Origin of the sequence: Bauldia litoralis, assembly GCF_900104485.1 — a bacterium.
GTDB classification, from domain to species: domain Bacteria; phylum Pseudomonadota; class Alphaproteobacteria; order Rhizobiales; family Kaistiaceae; genus Bauldia; species Bauldia litoralis.
The window spans coordinates 143,112-163,867 of record NZ_FMXQ01000012.1; the positions used below are offsets into that span (position 1 = coordinate 143,112).

A 20,756-nucleotide genomic window follows, 5' to 3' on the forward strand; every position below is an offset into this window, starting at 1 on the left:
ACCATATCGAGCTATGGCTGGGGAAACGCGCCGCCGACGAGCGCCGCCCCCTGCCCAAGACCCTGCCGAAGGAGCCAACTCCGTGCGGATCGACGCCATACCCCTCGGGAAGAACCCGCCAGAAGATGTCAACGTGATCATCGAGGTTCCAGTCGGGGGCGAGCCGATCAAATACGAGCTCGACAAGGCTTCCGGCGCCATGTTCGTCGACCGTTTCCTCTATACGCCAATGCGCTATCCCGGCAATTACGGCTTCGTGCCGCACACCTTGTCGGATGATGGAGACCCGATCGACGTCATCGTCACCAACACCAGGGCGATCATGCCGGGGGCGGTGATGAATGTCCGACCGATCGGCGTGCTGATGATGTCGGACGAGTCGGGCAATGACGAGAAGATCGTCGCCGTGCCGAGCAACCAGCTGACCATGCGCTATCACTCGGTGAAAACCGTTTCGCAACTGCCGCAGATCACCCTCGAGCAGGTCAAACATTTCTTCGAGCACTACAAGGACCTCGAGCCCGACAAGTGGGTCAAGGTGCTGCGCTGGGGCGACGCCGACGAGGCAAAGTCACTGATCGTCGAGGCGATCGCGCGGGCGAAGAAGCCAGCGAAGCGGGCCGGGACGACAAAGCCCGCGAAAGTTGCCCGCAGCAGGAAGGCCAAAAGCTGAAAACAGCCAAGTCACTGATTTGAAATAAATACTGGGTATTTGGTATCTCGCATTCCGAGTGCTGCTGCACTAGCATTCGATTCACGGCTGCGCGTCGACGCAGCCCTTTTCAATCAGGCGCATGTGCAATGCGTGGAGAATCCTGCGGGCCGCGACCCGCGCCGAACCGTCCGGAGGAAGAATGGCCCAGTTTTTCGCAGGCTCCCTTGCCGAGCTGAACACCGCCATCGCAAGCGCCAATGCCAGCGGCGATGCCGTCAACACGATCACCCTGACATCATCCTTCGCACTGACCGGCGCACCGACCATCCTCAACCCGCAGGGCGGCACGGCGCTGGTGATCGACGGCGACGGCTTCACCATCGACGGCCAGAACGCGCACCGGATCTTCTTCGCCAATAGCGGCGACATCACCATCCAGAACGTCACGCTGGCCAACGGGCTGGCCGAGGGCGGCGACGGCGGAGACGGCAGTTCGGCCGGCGGCGGCGGCATGGGCGCCGGCGGGGCGCTGTTCGTCAATTCCGGCGCCGACGTCACCATCTCCAATGTCGCCTTCGCCGAAAACGGTGCGACCGGCGGCGATGGCGGCCGCGGCGCCCTGGTCACCGGCGGCGGCGGCGGCGGCGGCATGGGCGGCGACGGCGGCGACGCGCCGCACCTTTTCTTTGACCCAGGCAACGACGACGCCATCACCTTCGGCATCTTCGGCGGCGGCGGCGGTGGCGGCGGCCTTGAGGCGGACGGCGGCGGCGGCGGCATGCGCAGTGGCGGAGACGGCGACGACGGCGCGGCGGGGATTGCCGCAGGCGAGGCCTCGGGCGGCGCCGGCGACAGCGGTGGCCACACCGGTACCGGTGGAACCGGCGGCATAGACGGTGGAGGCGGCGGTGGTGGCGGCGGCGGCGAGGACGCCGTGGGCAGCGGTGGTGGCGGCGGCGGCGGCGGTATCGGCGGAACAACGGCGACCAGCCAGCAGGGCGCGGCCGGCGGCGACTTTGGCGGTGGCGGTGGCGGTGGCGGCGAGATCATCGACCTCGGCGAGACCGGCGGCGACGGCGGCTTTGGCGGCGGCGGCGGCGGCACCGGCGCGATCATCGGCATCGGCCCGGGCAGCGACGGCGGATTCGGCGGCGGCGGCGGCGGCGCGGCCCCGGTCATCGGTGGCGACACCGGCGACGGAGGCTTTGGCGGTGGCGGCGGCGGCCTTGGCGTGACCGGCTCCGACCCCGAGGACCACGTCGGTGGTGGTGGTGGCGGCGGCGCCGGCTTCGGTGGCGCGATCTTCGTCCGCGAGGGCGGGCAACTGACCGTGGGCGCCGGTTCGGTGACCGGCGGCGGGGTGAGTGGCGGCGCGGGTAACATTGCCGCGGACACCGCTCTCACCGGCAGCGACGGAATCGCGGCGGGCAGCGGCCTGTTCCTGCAAGGCAGCGGCGCGCTGGCCTTCAACCCCGGCGCAGGCGAGACGACGACGATCAGCGACGCGATCGCCGACGAGACCGGCGTCGTCGACGCCGGGTATACGCCGCCGGCGGGCTATACGCCCGGCGCCTGGTCGCTGTCGATGGACGGCGCGGGGACGCTGATCCTTTCCGGAGACAACATCTACACCGGGCCGACGACGGTGGCGGCCGGCCTGCTCCAGGTCGACGGGTCGATCGCCGGCTCGGCGACCACTGTGGGCTCCGGCGGCACGCTTGGCGGCAATGGCACCACCGGCGCGGTATCGGTGGAGGCGGGCGGCACGCTGGCAGCCGGCGCCAGCGCCGGGATCCTGACGACCGGCGACCTCGCCTTCTCGGCTGGCGGCCTGATGACCGCCGAGCTCGGCGGCACGACGGCGGGGGCCGGCGGTTATGACCGTGTCGTCGTCAACGGCACGGTGGCGCTTCCCGGCGCGGTTCTTACCGTGGCGCTGATCGATGACTTCGATCCGCAATTCGGCGACAGCTTCACGATCATCGCCAACGACGGCACCGACGCGGTTGCCGGAACCTTCGCGGGGCTGGCCGAGGGGGCGCAGTTCGTCGCCGACGGCCGGGCCTTCGCGATCACCTACAAGGGCGGCGACGGCAACGACGTCGAGCTGACCGCAATCCAGGCGGTGATCATCGGCACGCCGAATGCCGACCTGGTCAACACCACCAACACGGTGTTCGGCCAGTTGCCCGCGACGGAAGGCGGCGACATCATCAAGGGCAAGGCCGGCAAGGACAAGCTGTCCGGCGCCGGCGGCGACGACGATATCTACGGCAACCGCGGGAAGGACAAGCTCTTCGGCAACGAGGGCGCGGACAACCTCTCGGGCGGCAACGCCAAGGACAAGCTGAACGGCGGCAAGGACGACGACATCCTCGACGGCGGCAAGAACAAGGACAAGCTGACCGGTGGCAACGGGGACGATGCCTTCGCCTTCACCACCAAGCTCAGCAACAAGAATGTCGACAAGATTACCGATTTCGGCAAGGGCGATGACGTCATCCAGCTCGACCACACGATCTTCAAGAAGATCGGCGACGGCGGCGAGCTGAAGGCCAAATTCTTCGCCTATAACAAGGCGAAGGACAAGAACGACCACATCATCTACTCGGTGAAATCCGGGGAGATCAGCTACGACAAGAATGGCAGCAAGGCGGGCGGCGAGACGCTGTTCGCCAAGGTCGACAAGGGCACGATTCTCGATCACGACGACTTCTTCGTGATCTGATCCGGCCCGGGCGAGAGCCGCGGGGGACCCCGGCTCAGCCGGAATAGTAACTCGTCATCCGCGCGGCGATCTGCTCGCGGCCGAGACCGACGCTGATCGACTGCCGGACCTTGTCGCGCCGGCCGGTCAGTTCGCCGGTGCGCTGCTCGATCATCGTGCCGAAGCGATGGGCGAGCTTGGGCTCGGCGGCAAGCAGCGGCGCCAATGCCGCCTTGGTGATCTCCAGCGCAGTGACGCGCCCCTTGGCCTTGACGGTCGCGCTGCGGCGTTCGCCGGTGATGACCGCCATCTCGCCGACCACCTCGCCCGGGCCGAGCGTCGCAACGGTCTTGTCACCGCCGGGCTGGTGGACGCTGACGGTGACCTTGCCGTCGGTCAGGACATACATCGCCGTACCGATTTCGCCCTGGCGCATGAGGACCTCGCCGCGACCGAAGCGCACTTCGCTGGTCGCAGCCGCGAGGTCGTCGAGTTGCCCGGCATCGAGCACGACGCTGAAGAAGGACGTCGAATTGAGGATGCCTCTGATGTTCACCGGCTGGCTCCCGAAACGCAACAAACCGGCCGCTACTGTCCGCCCGTGTCACGAATCCGTCAAGCGCGGCGACGCCATAGGGTAAGCGATATGTCGGCCGCCGGATCGAGCACCTCCGGCGCATCCGCCACGAGGCCGCCGGCCGCAAGACACTGGCCGGCAGTGCTGCCCGACGAAATGGCGGAGAAAACCGGGACCCCGCCGGGGACGCTGACACCGGCGGCGCGGGCCAGATGGAACTGGTCGAAGCCGGTCTTCAGGAAGTAATCGAAGACCAGACGGCCGCCGGGAACGACGGCGACACCACCTTGCGGAGCGGCGATGGCGAGGGCCTCGCCGAGCGGCATCCCGGCCGGGTTCCACCACCAGGCGTCGTCGCGCCGCGTGATGTCCCGGACACCGGAGGACAGCACCAGCCGGTTGCGGCCCCGGACATTCGGGTTGGCCTCGTGGCCGAGGCGACCGAGGATGGTGACGGCGGCCGCATCGAGGGCCGCCTGGAAGCGCGCCCAGTCGGCATCGTTGCGGAGCGACTCCGGAGTCAGGCCGTCGGGACCGGCGATCCGGTCGTCATCGGAGACGATGGCGTGACCGTGAAACGCCCAGCGCGACATCAGGCGCGGAGCGTGCCGCCGGTCGCCTTCTCGACCGCCGCGACGATCTTGCCGGCGGTGGCGTCGATCTCCTCGTCGGTCAGCGTCTTCTCGGTCGGCTGGAGGGTCACCTCGATGGCGAGCGACTTCTTGTCGGCGCCGAGCGCCGCGCTCTCGAAGCGGTCGAAGACCGAGACCCCGGCGATCAGCTTGCGATCGGCGCCTTGCGCGGCGCGCAGCACCGCCGCCGCCTCGACCGCGCGGTCGAGGACGAAGGCGAAATCGCGACGCACCGGCTGGAGATCCGAGAGCGCCAGCGGCGGCCGGGTCTTGGTGGCGCGCGCCTTGGGCACGGGAATCGCCTCAAGGATGATCTCGAAGCCGACCAGCGGGCCGGAGACGTCGAGTTCCTCCAGCACCCGGGGATGGATTTCGCCGAAGGCGCCAATGACGGTCTTCGGGCCCTGGCGGATGGCGCCGGACCGGCCGGGATGGAACCAGGCCGGGGCGTCGGCGGTGACCTGGACCTTGTCGGTCGACAGGCCGAGGGATTCGAGCAGGGCAAAGGCATCGGCCTTGGCATCGAAGGTCGAAACCGGCCCGGCCTTGCCGGACCAGTGACGGCCGCCGCCACTGACACCGGCGGTGCCGCGGCGCAGCCCGGCGGCGGCGGTATCCTGTTCGGTCGGGCCGTCGCCACGATAAACCTGGCCAACCTCGAAGACGGCGAGATCGTCAAAGCCGCGATCGGCGTTGCGCTGGGCGGCGGCGATGAGACCGGGCAGCAGGCTCGGCCGCATGTCCGACATGTCGGCGGCGATCGGATTGGCGAGGATCAGTTCGGGCTTGCCGCCGCCGAAGGCTTCGGCCTGGCGGGCGGAGATGAAGGACCAGGTCACCGCCTCGACCATGCCACGGGCGGCGAGCGCCCGCTTGGCGCCGCGGGTGCGGGTCTGCAGCGTGGTGAGCACCGGCCGCTGGGAACCGGGCGAACGGCGCAGCGGCGTGACCGGGACGCGATCGACACCGATGATGCGCACCACCTCCTCGACGAGATCGGCCTTGATGGCGACGTCCGGCCGCCAGGTCGGAACGCTGACGACAACGCTGCCCTCGGTGCGGTGCGGCTTGCAGGCGAAACCGAGGTCTTCGAGGATGCGGGTGACGTCGCTGACCGACGGGTCGATGCCGGAGAGGCGCTTGACCTCGGCGACCGGGAAATCGATGACCGTGGCCGGCTGCGGGACCTCGCCAGCGACGAAGATTTCGCTGGGGGTTCCACCGCAGAGGTCAAGCACCATGCGGGTCGCCAGCTCGAGGCCCGGGATCATGAAGGCGGGATCGACGCCACGCTCGAAGCGGTGGCGGGCGTCGGACTGGACGCCAAGACGGCGGCCGGTATGGGCGATGTTGAGCGGCTCCCAGAGCGCCGACTCGATGAGGACGTCGACGGTCTCCTCGGTGCAGCCGGACTCCTCGCCGCCCATGATGCCGGCAAGGGATTCGATGCCGCGATCGTCGGCGATGACGCAAATCTCGGGATCCAGCGTGTAGGTCTTGCCGTCGAGGGCGAGGATCTCCTCGCCGTCGCGGGCGCGGCGGACGACGAGATTGCCGGAGACTTTCGCGGCATCGAAGACATGCAGCGGCCGGCAGCGGTCGTAGGTGATGAAGTTGGTTATATCGACCAGCGCGTTGATCGGCCGGAGACCGACCGAGCGGAGACGGCGCTGCAGCCATTCCGGCGACGGGCCGTTCCTGACGCCGCGCACGAGGCGCAGGCCGAAGGCCGGGCAAAGCGGCTCCGTGTCGCCGAAGTCGAGCGTCACGGTGACCGGACAGGCGCCCTCGCCCTTGACCGGCTCGACCGGATGCTCGATCGCCTTGCCCTCGCCGGCCGCGGCCAGGTCGCGGGCGACACCGGAGACGCCCAGCGCATCCGGGCGGTTGGGGGTGACGGCGATATCGATGACCGGATCGTCGAGGCCGGCGTAGTCGGCATACGGCGTGCCGACCGGCGCGTCGTCGGGCAGGTCGACGATGCCGTCGTGATCGTCGGAGAGGCCGAGCTCGCGCTCTGACAGCAGCATGCCGTTCGACTCGACGCCGCGGATGACGCCCTTCTTGAGGTCGACGCCGGTGCCGGGGACATGGGTGCCGGCCGGGGCGAAGACGCCCTTCATGCCGGCCCGCGCATTGGGCGCGCCGCAGACAACCTGGACCGGATCGCCGTCGCCGGCATCGACCATGCAGACCCGCAGGCGGTCGGCATTGGGATGCGGCTCGGCCGACACGACGTGCGCGATGCGGAAAGGCGCGAAGTCCCTGGTCAGGTCCTCGATGCCCTCGACCTCAAGGCCGATCATGGTCAGCTTGTCGGCGAGGCCATCGACGGTGGCGATGGTGTCGAGATGCTCTTTGAGCCAGGACAGGGTGAATTTCATGTCAGGGCGCCTTCGGTGGTGCGGGTCGCCGCCATGGCGAGCAGGCGGGCGAGAACGTTGGCGTAGCCGCGCGCGTCATCGATGGCGCGGTGGGTGTGGGGAACGTGGCCGAGCCAGTCGTCGGACAGGCGCTTGCCGAGATCGGTGACGTGATCGAGGCCGGCGAGTGCGGCGGCGAAGGAGGAGATGTCGAGGCCGGCGCCCGCGAACAGCACTCGCTTCGCCCGCGGCAGGGAGATGACGCGGCAGCCGACATAGGTGTCGAGATAGTGGTCGATCCACGGGCCGTCGAGGATCAGCGGCCGGGCGGCGAAAAGGCGCGGCGACGGCAGGGTTTCCAGCCAGTCGGCATAGCGCGGCATGACGGTTTCGGCCGGCTGGGGAGCGCGGGTGGCCTCGGCCCAGGCATCCGGCTGGGTGGCCCACCAGGCGCTGGTGCCGTCATCGGGCGCCCGGTCGGCGCGCGGCGCCAGCACCGCCTCGAACTCGTCAAGTACCGCGCCCCGGCCATCGATGGCGACCGAGGCGAAGCTCAGCATCGAGTTCCGCAGCGGGCTCGGGCCGTCGAGCTCGACATCGGTGACGACGAAGGCCGGGGCTGGCGTCGAACTCACAACGTCAGCCCCCGGGCCAGCGACGGCAGGTCGAGGGGGCGGAAGCCGTAGTGATTCAGCCAGCGGATATCGGCGTCGAAGAAGGCGCGGAGGTCCGGCATGCCGTATTTCAGCATGGCGATGCGGTCGATGCCCATGCCCCAGGCGAAGCCCTGGACCTTGTCGGGGTCGAGGCCGCCATGGCGGATGACATTGGGATGGACCATGCCGCAGCCGAGGATTTCCAGCCAGTCGTCGCCGGCGCCGAAGCGGATTTCCGAACCGGAGCGGTCGCACTGGATATCGACCTCCATCGACGGCTCGGTGAAGGGAAAGAAGGACGGACGGAAGCGCATCCTGACCTGGTCGACCTCGAAGAAGGCCTTGCAGAATTCCTCCAGCACCCATTTCAGCGTTCCGACGGTGGACTCCTCGTCGAGCACCAGTCCCTCGACCTGATGGAACATCGGGGTGTGGGTCTGGTCGGAATCGAAGCGGTAGGTGCGGCCGGGGATGACGACGCGGATCGGCGGCTTTTGCGTCTCCATGGTGCGGATCTGCACCGGCGAGGTGTGGGTGCGCAAGAGCATCCGCTCGCCGTCCTCCTTCGGATTGAAGAAGAAGGTGTCGTGCATCTCGCGAGCCGGATGGCCGACCGGGAAATTGAGCGCGGTGAAATTGTAATAGTCGGTCTCGATATCCGGGCCTTCGGCGATGGCGAAACCGAGATCGGCGAAGATCGCGGTGATCTCGTCGATCACCTGGCTGACCGGATGGATGCGGCCGGTCTCGAGGCCGGAGGGACGGACCGGCAGGGTGACGTCGACGCGCTCCTGCTCGAGCCGCCGGGTCAGCTCCGCCTCGCGCAGCACGGCGCGGCGGGCGGCGATCGCCTGGGTGACACGCTCCTTCAGGCCGTTCAGCGCCGGGCCCATGACCTTGCGCTCATCCGGCGTCATCGCGCCGAGGCCCTTCATCAATTCGGAGACGGCGCCCTTCTTGCCCAGCGCGGCGACGCGCTCGCTTTCGAGGGCGGCGTCATCGGTGGCACCGGCTATGCGGGTGGCGAGGTCGCGCTCCAGCGCTTCGATGTCGGCGGTGGCGATTGTGTTCATTGTTTTCCCGTCAGCTCTTCCAGCGCAGGGTTCGCGCCTTCACCGGATTGACGAAGGCGCGGCCTTCCTTGCCGGCATTGACCCACTCGTCCTTGAGATGCATCCACCAGCGGGCCTGGGTATCGGCATCGTTTATCAGCATCAGCTTCGGCGATGTGGCCAGGCCGTCGCGCTGGCGCACGACGACGACCCGGTCCTGATCGAGGAAGATGGTCATCAGTTTGCGCAAGAGCGGCTTCAGCGCGCCGATCCAGGCCGGCGTCGCCCAGAACATCTGCCAGACTTCAGTGGCTTCATCCGATACCGGCGTGATCGCCGTCAGGCCGACGACCGAATGCTTGTTGCCGCGGATTTCCTCGATGCGGAGCCCGGGCAGGCGATAGGTTATCTCGGTGCTGACCTCGCGACCGAGGATGCGGTAGGCGAGGTTCTGCGGCGGAATCTGGTGGCGAACCATGCGCCAGCCATAGTCGGCCGGTTCGAACTTCTTCTCCTTCGGCCGCAACTTGGTCGCCTGACGCTTGAACCACCACGAGGTATGGACATAAGCGGCGTGGGTCGGGTCCATCAGGCCGAAGGCAGCGTGATCGGTCGAGCAGGGAAAGGGCAGCGTGATGGTGAGTTTCGGACCGACGTCGTCGCCGAAGATCGGCATGCGCGGCGGTTCGGCCTCGTCGCCCGAGGGCTCTTCGTCGCCACGCGGGAAATAGACCCAGATCAGCCCCTGCTGCTCGACGCAGCGCCAGTTACCGCACCGGATCTTGCTGAGATCGGCGGTCTGGCCTTCCCGGAGCGATGGAATCTCGACGCAGGTCCCCGTCCGGTCGAAACGCCAACCGTGGTAGGTGCACATGATCGTTTCGCCATCGAAACGGCCATATTGGAGGGGGATGCCGCGATGCGGGCAGGTATTGCGGATCGCGAAGACCTTGCCGTCGTCTCCCCTGCCGAAGAGGAGCGGCTCGCCGAGCAATGTCTTTGCAACGGTCGCGTGTCGTTTCAGCGAGGCTGCCGGCATCGCGAGATACCAGCAACCGCGCAGAAGTTCCGCTTTGAGGCCCTGCACTGTCCGCGTTCCGTCCCGAGTGGCGCCGTTCGCTTCAGCCTAGCCTTTGAGGGGCGATCGGCGGAAGGCCGGTCGGCGCGTCAGGAGAGCGCGCCCTGGGCCTTCTCGACGAGGGCCTTGAAGGCCGCTGGCTCGCGAACGGCAAGATCTGCAAGCACTTTCCGGTCGACTTCGACCCCGGCCTTGCCGAGGCCGTCGATAAACCGGCCGTAGGCAAGCCCATGCTCGCGGGTTGCCGCATTGATCCGCTGGATCCACAGGGCGCGGAAGGTGCGCTTGCGGTTCTTGCGGTCGCGATAGGAATATTGCGCCGCCTTGTCGACGGCGGCCTTGGCTGTGCGAATGGTATTCTTGCGACGGCCGTAGAAGCCCTTGGCGCGAGCCAGGACCTTCTTGTGCCGGGCGTGGGCGGTTACGCCGCGTTTGACGCGTGACATGTCGTTTTCTCCGGTAGGGCTGGCGTTCAGGCGTTAGGCAGGAAGTGCCGCTTGATGACGCGTGCATCCTGGTCCGCGAGAACCATCGTGCCGCGCGCCTGGCGGATGAACTTCTTGCTACGCTTGATCATGCCGTGCCGTTTACCGGCCTGCGCGACCATCACCTTGCCGGTGCCGGTCACCTTGAATCGCTTCTTGGCGCCAGCTTTGGTCTTCATCTTGGGCATTTGGCTCTCCATGCGGCCTGACGCGGTAGAAGAGACCGCCGGCCAGTTAGATGTTCATCTGAGCATTCGAGCCGCCACGGCATGCCCTTTTGAGGCCGGGCGGCTCGGAACCGCGGGGTTATAGCGACTGGCGCTGCGGCGCACAAGCACCGACCGGCCGAAAATTGACCGGCGGGGCGACGCGCCGTCGCCCCGATGGATGCAAGAAACCAGAATGGCGTCGGGTCGGGGACGCCGCGTCAGCGCGGCGCCAGCACCATCGTCATCTGACGGCCTTCGAGGCGCGGCTCGGACTCGACCTTGGCGATCGTCGAGGTCTCGTCCTTGACCCGGTCGAGCAGCCTGACGCCGAGTTCCTGATGGGCCATCTCGCGGCCACGGAAACGCAGGGTCACCTTGACCTTGTCGCCTTCATCGAAGAAGCGTTTCACCGCGCGCATCTTCACCTCGTAATCGTGGGTGTCGATGTTCGGCCGCATCTTGATTTCCTTGATCTCGACCGTCTTCTGCTTCTTGCGGGCTTCCGCAGCCTTTTTCTGGGCCTGAAACTTGAAGCGGCCGTAATCGAGGGCTTTGCAGACGGGCGGGACCGAATTGGGTGCAATCTCGACGAGATCGAGACCGGCCGCTGCGGCCATCTCTCGAGCGCGCTCAGTCGGGACAGTGCCCAGATTGGCGCCCTCGGCGTCGATGAACTGGACTTCGCTCACGCGAATATCTTCGTTGACCCGCGGTCCTTCCTTTGCGGCTGCGGGCGGTGCTCTATGGGGCCTGCGAATGGCCAGTCTCCTGTTCTGTTCAAGACAATAGCGAAATCACCGCGCTGCTCCTCGCACGCGGCGACACGGCAGAAGGATTCCTGCAAAGTCGGCGGGAAGTCAACCGATTCCCTTGGCCGAGGGTTCCCCGGCGCGGTGGATTGGATATAGGCAGTCGCACCCTTTGACGCCAGCCGGAGAGACGGGATGAGCGAAACACCCCCCGAAACACTGACCGTCGGCGACGGCGACGACGCCCGGCGGATCGCCGTCCTGGCGCGGCCGGGCGGCAGCCCGGGCCTGTTCTGGATGGGCGGCTTCGCCTCGGACATGACCGGCACCAAGGCCGAGGCGCTTGACGGCTTTGCCGCGCGGCGCGGGCTCGGCATGACCCGCTTCGACTATTCCGGTCACGGGCAGTCGAGCGGCGCCTTCGCGGACGGGACGATCTCTCGCTGGCTGGCGGAATCGCTTGCCGTCTTCGACCGCACCGAAGGGCCGCAGATCCTGGTCGGCTCGTCGATGGGCGGATGGCTCGCCCTGCTGCTGGTCGAGGCGCACCGCGCAGCGGTCGGGGCGTCGGCGAGCCGCATCGAGGGGCTGGTGCTGATCGCCCCGGCCGTCGACATGACCCAGGTGCTGATGTGGGACAAGATGAGCGCGGCGGAGAAGAAGACGCTGACCGAAACCGGATCGGTCCGCGAGGCCAGCGACTATGACGCGGAAGGCTACCTGATCACCAAGGGGCTGATCGACGACGGCGAGGCCCACCTGTTCGGCGACCGGCTGATCGAGACCGGCTGCCCCGTGCATATCCTGCAAGGGATCAAGGATACCGACGTGCCATGGCGGCACGCGACCGAGCTGGTGTCGCGACTGGCCAGCGACGACGTGGTGCTGACGCTGGTCAAGGATGGCGACCACCGGCTGTCGCGCCCGGAGGACCTCGAACGGCTGGAAGCGGCGATCGACGGGATCATCGCCGAGAACGCCGAGACGTAGGGCGACGCCCTACCCGGCCGGTTGATCGCCCTCGAACAGGGCGCGGTGCTCCGCCAGCAACGCGACGATGCGATCGATCACCTGACGCACCGCGCCGGCGTGGCGGGCCTGCTCGTTGAGCACCAGCCACTGCTGGCTGCGGAGGTCCGGGATGGGGTCGCCGTCGCGGGCCAGCCCGGCCTCCGCATCGCCGACGAAGCACGGCAGGACGCCGCGCCCGGCGCCCGCGGCGACAAGGTCGAGCACCATGCGCGGGTCGGTGGTGGCGAGCCCGACCTCGGCCCGATGACGATCGCCTGTCCAGCGCGCCGATGGGGTGATGCCGGCGTCGCCGATGACCGCGATCCATGGCAGCGCCGCCGGATCGGCCGCATCGCGGGCGCGGTAGGTGGCGAAGGCGACATCGGACAGGCGGCGGGCGGCGAGCCGCACCTCGGCTGGCGCGTGGTTGCGGATGCCGATATCGGCCTCGCGGCGCAGGATGTCGACCCGCTGGGTGGCGGTGACGAATTCGACGACCAGCGGCTCACCGGCCGACCACAGGCGGCCGACATGGCGGGCGAGGAAGCGGCTCGTCCAGGCACCGGCCGAGACGCGGACGGAGCGGCGGGGCGCGTCTTCCCGGCGCCAGCGGTCAATGCCGAGCGCGACGGTCTCCATCTCCTCCGCCTGTCCGTAGAGCGCCCGACCGACTTCGGTGAGGCTGTAGCCGGTGCGGGCGCGGTCGAACAGGCGAAGCTCGAGGGCACGCTCCAGCGCGGCCATCCGCCGTCCCAGGGTCGGGGCGCTGATCGCGGTCTGACGGGCGGCGGGACCGAGCCCGCCCGCCCGCGCCACCGCGAGGAAGAGCCGCAGGGTATCCCAGTCGGTGACATCTTTCATTTCTGAAACACCTCTTGCGACGTCCGGTCTACTCCGGCGGGCACCGTATCTCCTATCTGCTGAACATGGTGATTCCATCACGACACGGGATCGTTTCATGATTGACATATACCACCTTGCCACGGCCATCGTCCTTGGTCCAAAGGCCGAAAGGCGCACCGTCGACGACGGCGACCTGACCTTTGGTGTGACGGTGGCGGACGAAGTGCGGGACACATGGCGCCGCATCCGCCGGCTGGCTGACGGGACGGACTATCCGCGCCAGGTCCCCTCCCGCCACAGCGCGGCGAGGCCCTCGCGGTAGGTGGGATAGCGGAGATCGACGCCGAGTTCGGTCCTGATGCGAGCGTTCGAGACCCGCTTGTTCTCGCCGTAGAAGGAGCGGGCCATCGGCGAAAGGTCGGCTTCCTCGAACGGAATCTCGGGCGGCGGGGCGACCCCCATCAGACCGGCGGCACAGGCGACGACATCCTGCGGCGGGGCGGGCTCGTCGTCGGCGAGGTTGAAGATGCGCGTTGCCGGCGCAGCCGCCGCGGCAGCGAGGGTCGCGGCGATATCGGCAACGTGGATGCGATTGAAGACCTGGTCCGGCTTGACCAGACGCCGGGCCTTGCCCTTGTCGAGATTGACCAGGGCGTTGCGGCCCGGGCCGTAGATGCCGGCGATGCGGAAGGTGCCGAGCGGCACGTCTTTCTCATCTGCAAGCGCCGCCCACGCCTCTTCGGCGGCCAGTCGCTCTTCCGAGCGGCCGCGGCGGGGGCGCGGCGGGGTGTCCTCGTCGATCCAGGCGCCGCCGTGATCGCCATAGACACCGACGGTCGACAGGTAGCCGATCCATTGCAGCGATGGCGCGGCAAGGATGGCGTCGCGGTAATGGCGGAGGACGCGATCGCCGCCCTCGCCCGGCGCGATCGATATGACGAGGTGAGTGGTTTCGCGCAGGGCGTCGTCGACGCCTTCGCCCTGTCGCGTGCCGTCGAAGGGCAGCGCGGCGATCCCGTCACCCCGAAGGGCGGCAGCCTTTCCGGCGTCGCGCACCGTGCCGCCGATCCCGGTGGCACTGTCGCGCATCGTGGCGGCGAAGGCGGAGCCGCTGAAACCGAGGCCGAAGATGAAGAGACGCATGGACGCCGACATGCCCGCCAGTGGCGAGCCCTGTCAACGGCGGCGTTTGGGCGGTGGGTCGTCGAGGTGCTTGATCTCGCCGATCTCGAGGCTGCCAATGCGCAGGCGGTCGATGCGGGCATCGCGGGCGCTGAATCGCCCGACCGCCAGGCGGCCGATGGCCAGCGCGCCAATCGCCAGCGCACCGATGGCGAACGCCCCCAGCGCCAACGTGCCGATCGCACTGGCGCCGACGGCGCTGGCGCCGGTCGCGGTGGCCGGGGTCTTGCTCTCCTCAAGCGCGACCAGCATCTTGCCTTGGTTGATCGGTTCCACCGGGCTCGCGGGCTTGTCAGTCTCTGTCGATGGCATGCCATTCCTCCAGGACATCGGGATCGGATTCGTCGGCCATGCGGCTCGCCCGCTCCGCCACAGCCGCGGCGGGATCGAGCCGGGCGAGCGCCCAGACCGCCGCGCCACGGACCAGCGGCGCGGCATCATCGAGTAGACGCATGGCGGCGGTGCGGAGTTCCGCCTCGCCGGAATTGCCGATGGCGACCAGCACGTTGCGGACGAAGCGGTCGCGGCCGATGCGCTTGATCGGCGAGCCGGAGAACAGGGCGCGGAAGCCGGCGTCATCGAGGACGGCAAGGTCCGCCAGTGGCGGCGCGTCGAGATCGTCGCGGGCGGCGAGCTTGGCCTGCTGGGTGACCTGCGCGAACTTGTTCCACGGGCAGACGGCGAGGCAGTCGTCGCAGCCATAGATGCGGTTGCCCATCGCGGCGCGGAATTCGTGCGGGATCGGGCCCTTGTGCTCGATGGTGAGGTAGGAAATGCAGCGCCGGGCATCGAGGCGGTAGGGCGCGGGGAAGGCGGCGGTCGGGCAGATGTCGAGGCAGGCGCGGCAGGAGCCGCAATGATCGACCTCCGGTTCGCCCGGCGGCAGGTCGATGTCGGTGAGGATGGCGCCGAGGAACAGCCATGAGCCGAAGTCGCGGCTGACCAGATTGGTGTGCTTGCCCTGCCAGCCGATGCCGGCGGCGGCGGCCAGCGGTTTCTCCATCAGGGGGGCGGTATCGACGAAGACCTTGACGCCGACGCCCTCCCGCGCCGCGAAGCGGCCGGCGACCTGCTTCAGCTTGCCCTTGACGAGGTCATGGTAATCGCGATTGCGGGCATAGACCGAGATCGTCGCCCGGTCGTGGCGGGCAAGACTGGCCATCGGATCGCTGTCGGGACCGTAATTGAGGCCGAGCATGACGACCGAGCGGGCTTCCGGCCACAGGCTGCGCGGCGCGCCGCGACGCCCGGCGGTCTCGGCCATCCAGGCCATCTCGCCGTGGAAACCCTCGGCCAGGAACTGGCGGAGGCGTGGGACGGTCTCGGGAACGGAATCGGGCCTGACGACGCCGACGGCGTCGAACCCTTCGGCGCGCGCATCGGCAATCAGCCGGGTCTTCAGAAGTCGAGGTCGGCGTAATGGGTCGCCGGCAGGCTGCCGCGCACCTTGTCGGCGAGAATCTCGCGGAAGCTCGGCCGCGACTTGACGCGCGCGTACCACTCCTTCGCCGTCGCGTCTTCCTCCCATGGCACCTCGCCGAGGTAATCCGCACAAGACAATTCGGCCGCGGCGGCGAGATCGGCGAAGGTCAGTTCGCGCCCCGCCAGGCAGTTTCGCCGCGTCACCAGATAGCCGATATAGCGCAGATGATAGCGGATGTTGCTACGGGCGGCGCGAATTGCCGCGGCATCCGGCGAACCGCCGCCGTTGCTGGCCGGGGCGAGGCGCTTCAGCACCTTTTCGGTAATCAGGTAGCCAACGACCTCGTCGTCGAGCTTGTCGAGGAACCATGACACGAGACGCCGGACTTCCGCCCGGTCGGCCGGCGTGATCGGCATCAGCGTGCTTTCGCCGACCCGCGATCCGCGGGTTTCGGCCAGATACTCGGCTATGACGGTGGCACCGGCGATCGGACCGTCGGTCTCGTCGACGAAGACCGGAACCGTGCCGGCCGGATTGAGGGCGAGGAGATCCTCGCTCCTGACCCAGGGCGGCATCTCGACGAGTTCAACCGCCTCGCCGTATTCGGCAAGGATCAGGCGCACGTAGCGGCAAGGCGCCGACAATGGGTGATGGTACAGAACTGACATCAGGCAGGCGTAAAGGAAGGTCCCCGATCACACGGTCTATCTTGCGTGATTCGGCATCGGGTATAGAGGCCACCTGCGGCCGGAACAAGGCGATTCGGCTTTCGGGACAAGGGGGCATCCGTTGGACGGCACTTCAATCATCGACGCCCTCATCCTCGGGATAATCGAGGGGCTGACCGAATTCATCCCGGTCTCCTCGACCGGCCATATCCTGCTGGCCGGCCGGGCGCTCGGCTTCGAGAACCCCGGCAAGATGTTCGAGGTGCTGATCCAGCTCGGCGCGATTCTCGCCATCCTCGTCGTCTATGCCGGCCGGTTGATCCAGCTGGTGCGCACCCTGCCGAGCGACCCGACGTCCCGCCGCTTCGTCGCCGCGGTCTTCCTGGCTTTCCTCCCGGCGGCGGTGCTTGGCGTGCTCGGCCACCGGATCATCAAGGAAGTGTTCTTCGAATCGCCGGCGCTGATCTCGACCATGCTGATCGTCGGCGGCGTGATCCTGCTGATCGTCGACCGCATCAGGTTCGAGCCGCGCTACCACGACGTGAAGGAATTTCCGCTGTGGCTGGCGCTGCGGATTGGCTTCTTCCAGTGCCTGGCGCTGGTGCCGGGGGTGTCGCGCTCGGGCGCGACGATCGTGGGATCGCTGCTGATGGGCACGGACAAGCGCTCGGCGGCGGAGTTTTCCTTCTACCTCGCCATGCCGACCATGGCCGGGGCCTTTGCCTACGACCTCTACCAGAACCGGGCGCTGGTCACCGGCGACGAGTTGATGCTGGTGGCGATCGGTTTCGCCGCCGCCTTCGTCGCCGCGATCCTGGTGGTGCGCTCGCTGCTCGACTTCGTCAGCCGCCACGGCTACGCGCTGTTCGGCTGGTGGCGGATCGTCGTCGGCCTGCTCGGCCTCTACTTCTTCGTCTACCGGGCCTGAGCGCCGGCCGGGCCGCCTTCGGCGGTCAGGCCGGGCGGTTCTCGTATTCGCCGCGGGCGCGGAAGCGCGACAGGTAGGTCGGCAGGATGGCCGCGAGGCTGGTCGGCTTGACGCCGAAGGCCTGGATCGTCCGGTTCTCGGCGATGGCCGCCTCCGACACGACGTTGTCGTGACGGAGTTGGCGGACCTGATCGGGCGTCAGGATCTTGCCGGGGAGATGCTGGGCAATCGAGCCGATCAGGCTCGCCACGCCCCATGGCAGCGGCACCAGCAAACGCTTGCGGTCGATCTCGCGCAGCATCAGTTCCATGCATTCGCGGAAGGTCACGACCTCCGGGCCACCGAGCTCATAGGTGGTGGCCGGCCGCGCCCTGCCCTCGACGGAATCGGCGATGGCCGCGGCGACATCGCCGACGAAGACCGGCTGGAAGCGGGTCTTGCCGCCACCGATCAACGGCAGGGCCGGCGACATCCGCGCCATTCCCGCGAATCGATTGAAGAAGTGATCCTCCGGCCCGAAGATGATCGACGGACGCATGACGACGGACTGGGGCAAGGTTTCCCGCACCGCCGCTTCGCCTTCCGCCTTGGTGCGGGCGTAGTCGGACTCGGAGTCCGGGTCGGCGCCGATCGCCGAGACATGGGTGATCGCGTCGAGGCCGATGCCACGGGCCGCCTCGGCGACGGCGCGGGCGCCGAAGGTATGGACCGTATCGAAGGTCTGGCGGCCGGACGGCGCCAGGACGGCGACCAGATTGACCACCGCATCGGCGCCATCGACGGCGCGATCCACCGACCAGCGATAGCGCAGATTGGCCTGGACCGGCTGCACCCAGCCGACCATGCCGAGCGGCTGGAGGTGACCGGCGAGATCGGGGCGGCGCACCGCGGCGCGCACCCGCCAGCCGCGCTTCAGGAGCGCCCGCACCACATGCCGGCCGAGGAATCCGGAGCCACCGAATACGGTGACCAGCCCCTTGTCGGCGTAAGCGATTGCCATTCTGTCGTGTCTCCGAAGCGAGGCGCCGGCGCGCCATTCCATTCAATGGTCTGTGTATTCGCCCGGGGCGACATGGGCAAGCCGATGCGGCCAGCCGGCGCCGCGAAACCGGACCTTCCGTCCGGAATCGGTCGAACCGCGCGCCTCCATGACGGTCCACAACCCGCGACGGGATTACCGTCGCGCTGTGCGGAGGCCCCTCCTGTTCGGGAACAAGCCCGCCCTCGGATTTTCTTTCGGTTTGATCCAAATCCAAATAGCTGGATGCTCACCAGAATCCAAATTTCAGGCCTTAACGATGTCGCAAGTTTATCGACTAATTCTACTTTAAGTTATATTGCGTTTCTGCTTCCGACTCGCTTCACTGATCTGGTTAGAGACGCGGCCATGACGTGTGTCTTCCATGGGCTCAACCAGCTAAGCGAGGCGACGCGCTATGGCATTGGAACTCATTACCACCGATACTGTTACGGACGACGACGTACTCGAACTCGAGAACACGTTCGACGCAATCACGGCCGTGGTCGGCGGGACGACCTATGTATTCGTCACCGGCAGGAATGACGACGGTTTAAGCGTTTTCAGGCTCAACGCTGACGGAACGCTCACCAACACCGATAACGTCACCGATTTCGGCGACCTCGAACTCTTTGACGTCAACCGGTTGGCCACCGTCGAGACCGGCGGCATCACCTATCTCATCTCCGCTGCCGCGAATGATTCCGGTGTCAGCGTCTTCATCGTCGGCGAGGACGGCATTCTGACCAACGTCGACAACGTCACCGATGGCGGCAGCCTGGAGCTCGAAAGCTCCAGGGGCGTCGCGATGGCGACCTTCGGCAATGTCGCCTATGTCTTCGTGGCCGGCGGCGGCGACGAGGGCATGAGCACCTTCTCGCTGGGCTCCGATGGCACGCTCACCAACCTCCAGAACTTCACCGACGACGGTACGCTCTTCCTCGACGGACCCCGCGCCATCACCACCGCCGTCGTCAACGGCATCACCTACCTTTTCGTGGCCGGACAAGACGACGGTGGCATCAGCGTCTTTTCGGTGGATCCTGCCGACGGCAGCCTCGCCAATGTCTCCAACATCGCCGACACCCCCGATCTCGCTATCGCCCGCGTCTTCGAGATGATCACGGCGCGGGTCGGCGGCGTCACCTACCTGATCGCGGGCGGCAGCGGCGACTACGGCCTCAGCGTGTTCTCGGTCGGCGTGGACGGGGCGCTGACCGAGGTCGAGACCATCGCCGGCTTCGACACTGAGTTCTTCCCGAGATATCCGTCCGGCATGAAGGTCATCGACGTGGACGGCGTCAGCTACCTCGTCATCGGCGGCTCAAGCAGCGGCGATGTCAGAGCTTACGCCATCGCCGATGACGGCACGCTGACCAAGGCCGAGTTGGGCGGTGACAACCTTTCCATTCCCGGCATGGCGAGGGTCGCGACGGCGGAGATCGACGGAGTCACCTACGTCGTGGCGAGTGGCACCCCCAGTGCCAGCGGTCAGATCACCGTCTTCCGGGCCGAACACAACATCATCGACGAGACGGCGGCGGTGGTCGAGGTCGCCGAGAACGGCACCGCGGTCGTCGCCGTCGACAAGCTCTACGACGACGACACCGTCGCCTACACCATCACCGGCGGCGCGGACGCGGCGCTGTTCCAGGTCAATGCGACGACCGGCGAAGTCTCCTTCATCGACGCTCCCGACTTCGAGATGCCCGCCGATGCCAATGGCGACAACAGCTACGAGGTCGAGGTCACCGTCGACGACGGCATCATCACCGAAACCAAGACACTGACCGTCGCGGTCACCAATGCGGTCATCGACGAGACGGCCGCGACCGTCACGATCGCCGAGAACGGGGCCGCCGTCGCCACGGTCGCCAAGGTCAATGCCGGCGACCCGGTGGCCTTCGCGATCACCGGCGGCGCCGACGCGGCGCTGTTCCAGGTCGACGCGTCGACCGGTGCGGTCTCCTTCATCGACGCCCCGGACTTCGAAATGCCGGCCGATGCCGATGGCGACAACAGCTACGAGGTCGAGGTCAGCGCCGACGACGGCGCCCTTGTCGAGACCAAGACACTGACGGTGACGGTCACCGACGTCGGCGGGCTCGACATCTCCGGCACCAACACGGGCGAGACGCTGACCGGCGGCGGCGAGGCGGACACCATCGCCGGCCGTGGCGGGAAGGACATCCTGCAGGGACTCGGCGGCGGCGACCTGCTCGATGGCGGCAAGAAGCGGGATACGCTCTTCGGCGGCGACGGCGAGGACCAGTTCAGTTTCTCGACCAGGCTCAAGAACAAGTGGGCCGACAGGATCGAGGATTTCGAGGTCGGGGACGACACCATCGTGCTCGACAGCGCCATCTTCGACGGGATCGGCGTCGGCGCGCTGAAAGGCAAATTCTTCAACACGGGCAAGAAAGCCAGCGACGGCAACGACCACGTCCTGTGGCAGAAGAACAAGGGGTGGCTGCGCTACGACGCCGACGGCAAGGGCGGCGACGACGCCGTCAAGTTCGC

Annotated in this window: 19 protein-coding genes and 1 pseudogene; 5 read left to right on the top strand and 15 right to left on the bottom strand. The window is 67.5% G+C overall.

Features of this window, described 5'->3' with window-relative positions; genetic code table 11:
* Nucleotides 1-82 precede the first annotated feature (82 nt).
* Nucleotides 83-673, top strand: a complete 591-nt coding sequence (gene ppa, locus BLT60_RS22500; protein WP_090880673.1) for an inorganic diphosphatase — start codon at nucleotides 83-85, stop codon at nucleotides 671-673.
* A gap of 181 nt (nucleotides 674-854) precedes the next feature.
* Nucleotides 855-3,383 (top strand): hypothetical protein, encoded by a 2,529-nt coding sequence (locus BLT60_RS22505; protein WP_090880675.1) that lies wholly within the window; start codon nucleotides 855-857, stop codon nucleotides 3,381-3,383.
* A 34-nt stretch (nucleotides 3,384-3,417) separates the two neighbouring features.
* Here BLT60_RS22505 and BLT60_RS22510 read toward each other — a convergent pair whose 3' ends face one another.
* From BLT60_RS22510 to infC, 9 genes are all read right to left on the bottom strand, one after another.
* Entirely contained in the window at nucleotides 3,418-3,918 is a 501-nt protein-coding gene (locus BLT60_RS22510; protein ID WP_090880678.1) for a cyclic nucleotide-binding domain-containing protein, read from the bottom strand.
* A gap of 59 nt (nucleotides 3,919-3,977) precedes the next feature.
* Complete coding sequence (locus tag BLT60_RS22515) at nucleotides 3,978-4,532, bottom strand: dihydrofolate reductase family protein (protein WP_090880681.1); 555 nt, start codon at nucleotides 4,530-4,532, stop codon at nucleotides 3,978-3,980.
* Nucleotides 4,532-6,955: a phenylalanine--tRNA ligase subunit beta gene (pheT, locus tag BLT60_RS22520; RefSeq protein WP_090880683.1), complete on the bottom strand. Its 2,424-nt coding sequence runs from the start codon at nucleotides 6,953-6,955 to the stop codon at nucleotides 4,532-4,534. Before pheT ends, BLT60_RS22515 begins: the two co-directional genes overlap by 1 nt.
* Nucleotides 6,952-7,569: a 3'-5' exonuclease family protein gene (locus BLT60_RS22525; RefSeq protein ID WP_090880687.1), complete on the bottom strand. Its 618-nt coding sequence runs from the start codon at nucleotides 7,567-7,569 to the stop codon at nucleotides 6,952-6,954. Before BLT60_RS22525 ends, pheT begins: the two co-directional genes overlap by 4 nt.
* Entirely contained in the window at nucleotides 7,566-8,663 is a 1,098-nt protein-coding gene (pheS, locus tag BLT60_RS22530) for a phenylalanine--tRNA ligase subunit alpha (RefSeq protein ID WP_090880691.1), read from the bottom strand. The genes BLT60_RS22525 and pheS overlap by 4 nt, the downstream gene beginning before the upstream one ends.
* 10 nt (nucleotides 8,664-8,673) lie before the next feature.
* Entirely contained in the window at nucleotides 8,674-9,729 is a 1,056-nt protein-coding gene (locus BLT60_RS22535) for an aromatic ring-hydroxylating oxygenase subunit alpha (protein ID WP_210185666.1), read from the bottom strand.
* An 80-nt stretch (nucleotides 9,730-9,809) separates the two neighbouring features.
* Nucleotides 9,810-10,166 (bottom strand): 50S ribosomal protein L20, encoded by a 357-nt coding sequence (rplT, locus tag BLT60_RS22540; RefSeq protein WP_090880697.1) that lies wholly within the window; start codon nucleotides 10,164-10,166, stop codon nucleotides 9,810-9,812.
* A 26-nt stretch (nucleotides 10,167-10,192) separates the two neighbouring features.
* Entirely contained in the window at nucleotides 10,193-10,393 is a 201-nt protein-coding gene (rpmI, locus tag BLT60_RS22545; RefSeq protein WP_090880751.1) for a 50S ribosomal protein L35, read from the bottom strand.
* Between the two features lie 239 nt (nucleotides 10,394-10,632).
* Nucleotides 10,633-11,172, bottom strand: coding sequence for a translation initiation factor IF-3 (gene infC, locus BLT60_RS22550; RefSeq protein WP_090880700.1), 540 nt, complete (start codon nucleotides 11,170-11,172; stop codon nucleotides 10,633-10,635).
* 186 nt (nucleotides 11,173-11,358) lie between these two features.
* Between infC and BLT60_RS22555 the strand changes: the two genes are divergently transcribed.
* Complete coding sequence (locus BLT60_RS22555; RefSeq protein ID WP_090880703.1) at nucleotides 11,359-12,153, top strand: alpha/beta hydrolase; 795 nt, start codon at nucleotides 11,359-11,361, stop codon at nucleotides 12,151-12,153.
* Between the two features lie 9 nt (nucleotides 12,154-12,162).
* On the opposite strand, the gene BLT60_RS22560 is transcribed toward BLT60_RS22555, so the two are convergent.
* The 5 genes from BLT60_RS22560 to BLT60_RS24840 all read right to left on the bottom strand — a co-directional run bounded on the left by BLT60_RS22560 (nucleotide 12,163) and on the right by BLT60_RS24840 (nucleotide 16,290).
* On the bottom strand, nucleotides 12,163-13,035 hold the full coding sequence (locus BLT60_RS22560; protein WP_175478592.1) for a LysR family transcriptional regulator: 873 nt from the start codon (nucleotides 13,033-13,035) through the stop codon (nucleotides 12,163-12,165).
* Between the two features lie 252 nt (nucleotides 13,036-13,287).
* Nucleotides 13,288-14,160 carry an NAD-dependent epimerase/dehydratase family protein gene (locus BLT60_RS22565; protein ID WP_090880754.1) on the bottom strand — a complete coding sequence of 291 codons (873 nt, stop codon included), beginning with the start codon at nucleotides 14,158-14,160 and terminating at the stop codon, nucleotides 13,288-13,290.
* 33 nt (nucleotides 14,161-14,193) lie between these two features.
* Nucleotides 14,194-14,511, bottom strand: a complete 318-nt coding sequence (locus tag BLT60_RS22570) for a hypothetical protein (protein WP_244521394.1) — start codon at nucleotides 14,509-14,511, stop codon at nucleotides 14,194-14,196.
* Nucleotides 14,492-15,700, bottom strand: coding sequence for a tRNA epoxyqueuosine(34) reductase QueG (queG, locus tag BLT60_RS22575; RefSeq protein WP_244521395.1), 1,209 nt, complete (start codon nucleotides 15,698-15,700; stop codon nucleotides 14,492-14,494). Before queG ends, BLT60_RS22570 begins: the two co-directional genes overlap by 20 nt.
* Nucleotides 15,598-16,290 (bottom strand): glutathione S-transferase family protein, encoded by a 693-nt coding sequence (locus BLT60_RS24840; RefSeq protein ID WP_090880711.1) that lies wholly within the window; start codon nucleotides 16,288-16,290, stop codon nucleotides 15,598-15,600. The genes queG and BLT60_RS24840 overlap by 103 nt, the downstream gene beginning before the upstream one ends.
* 121 nt (nucleotides 16,291-16,411) lie before the next feature.
* Between BLT60_RS24840 and BLT60_RS22585 the strand changes: the two genes are divergently transcribed.
* Nucleotides 16,412-17,218: an undecaprenyl-diphosphate phosphatase gene (locus BLT60_RS22585; RefSeq protein WP_090880714.1), complete on the top strand. Its 807-nt coding sequence runs from the start codon at nucleotides 16,412-16,414 to the stop codon at nucleotides 17,216-17,218.
* 25 nt (nucleotides 17,219-17,243) lie between these two features.
* On the opposite strand, the gene BLT60_RS22590 is transcribed toward BLT60_RS22585, so the two are convergent.
* Nucleotides 17,244-18,218 (bottom strand): complex I NDUFA9 subunit family protein, encoded by a 975-nt coding sequence (locus BLT60_RS22590; protein WP_090880716.1) that lies wholly within the window; start codon nucleotides 18,216-18,218, stop codon nucleotides 17,244-17,246.
* Nucleotides 18,219-18,654: 436 nt separating this feature from the next.
* Between BLT60_RS22590 and BLT60_RS22595 the strand changes: the two are divergent.
* Nucleotides 18,655-20,756, top strand: a pseudogene (locus BLT60_RS22595) (beta-propeller fold lactonase family protein); the annotation flags it as partial.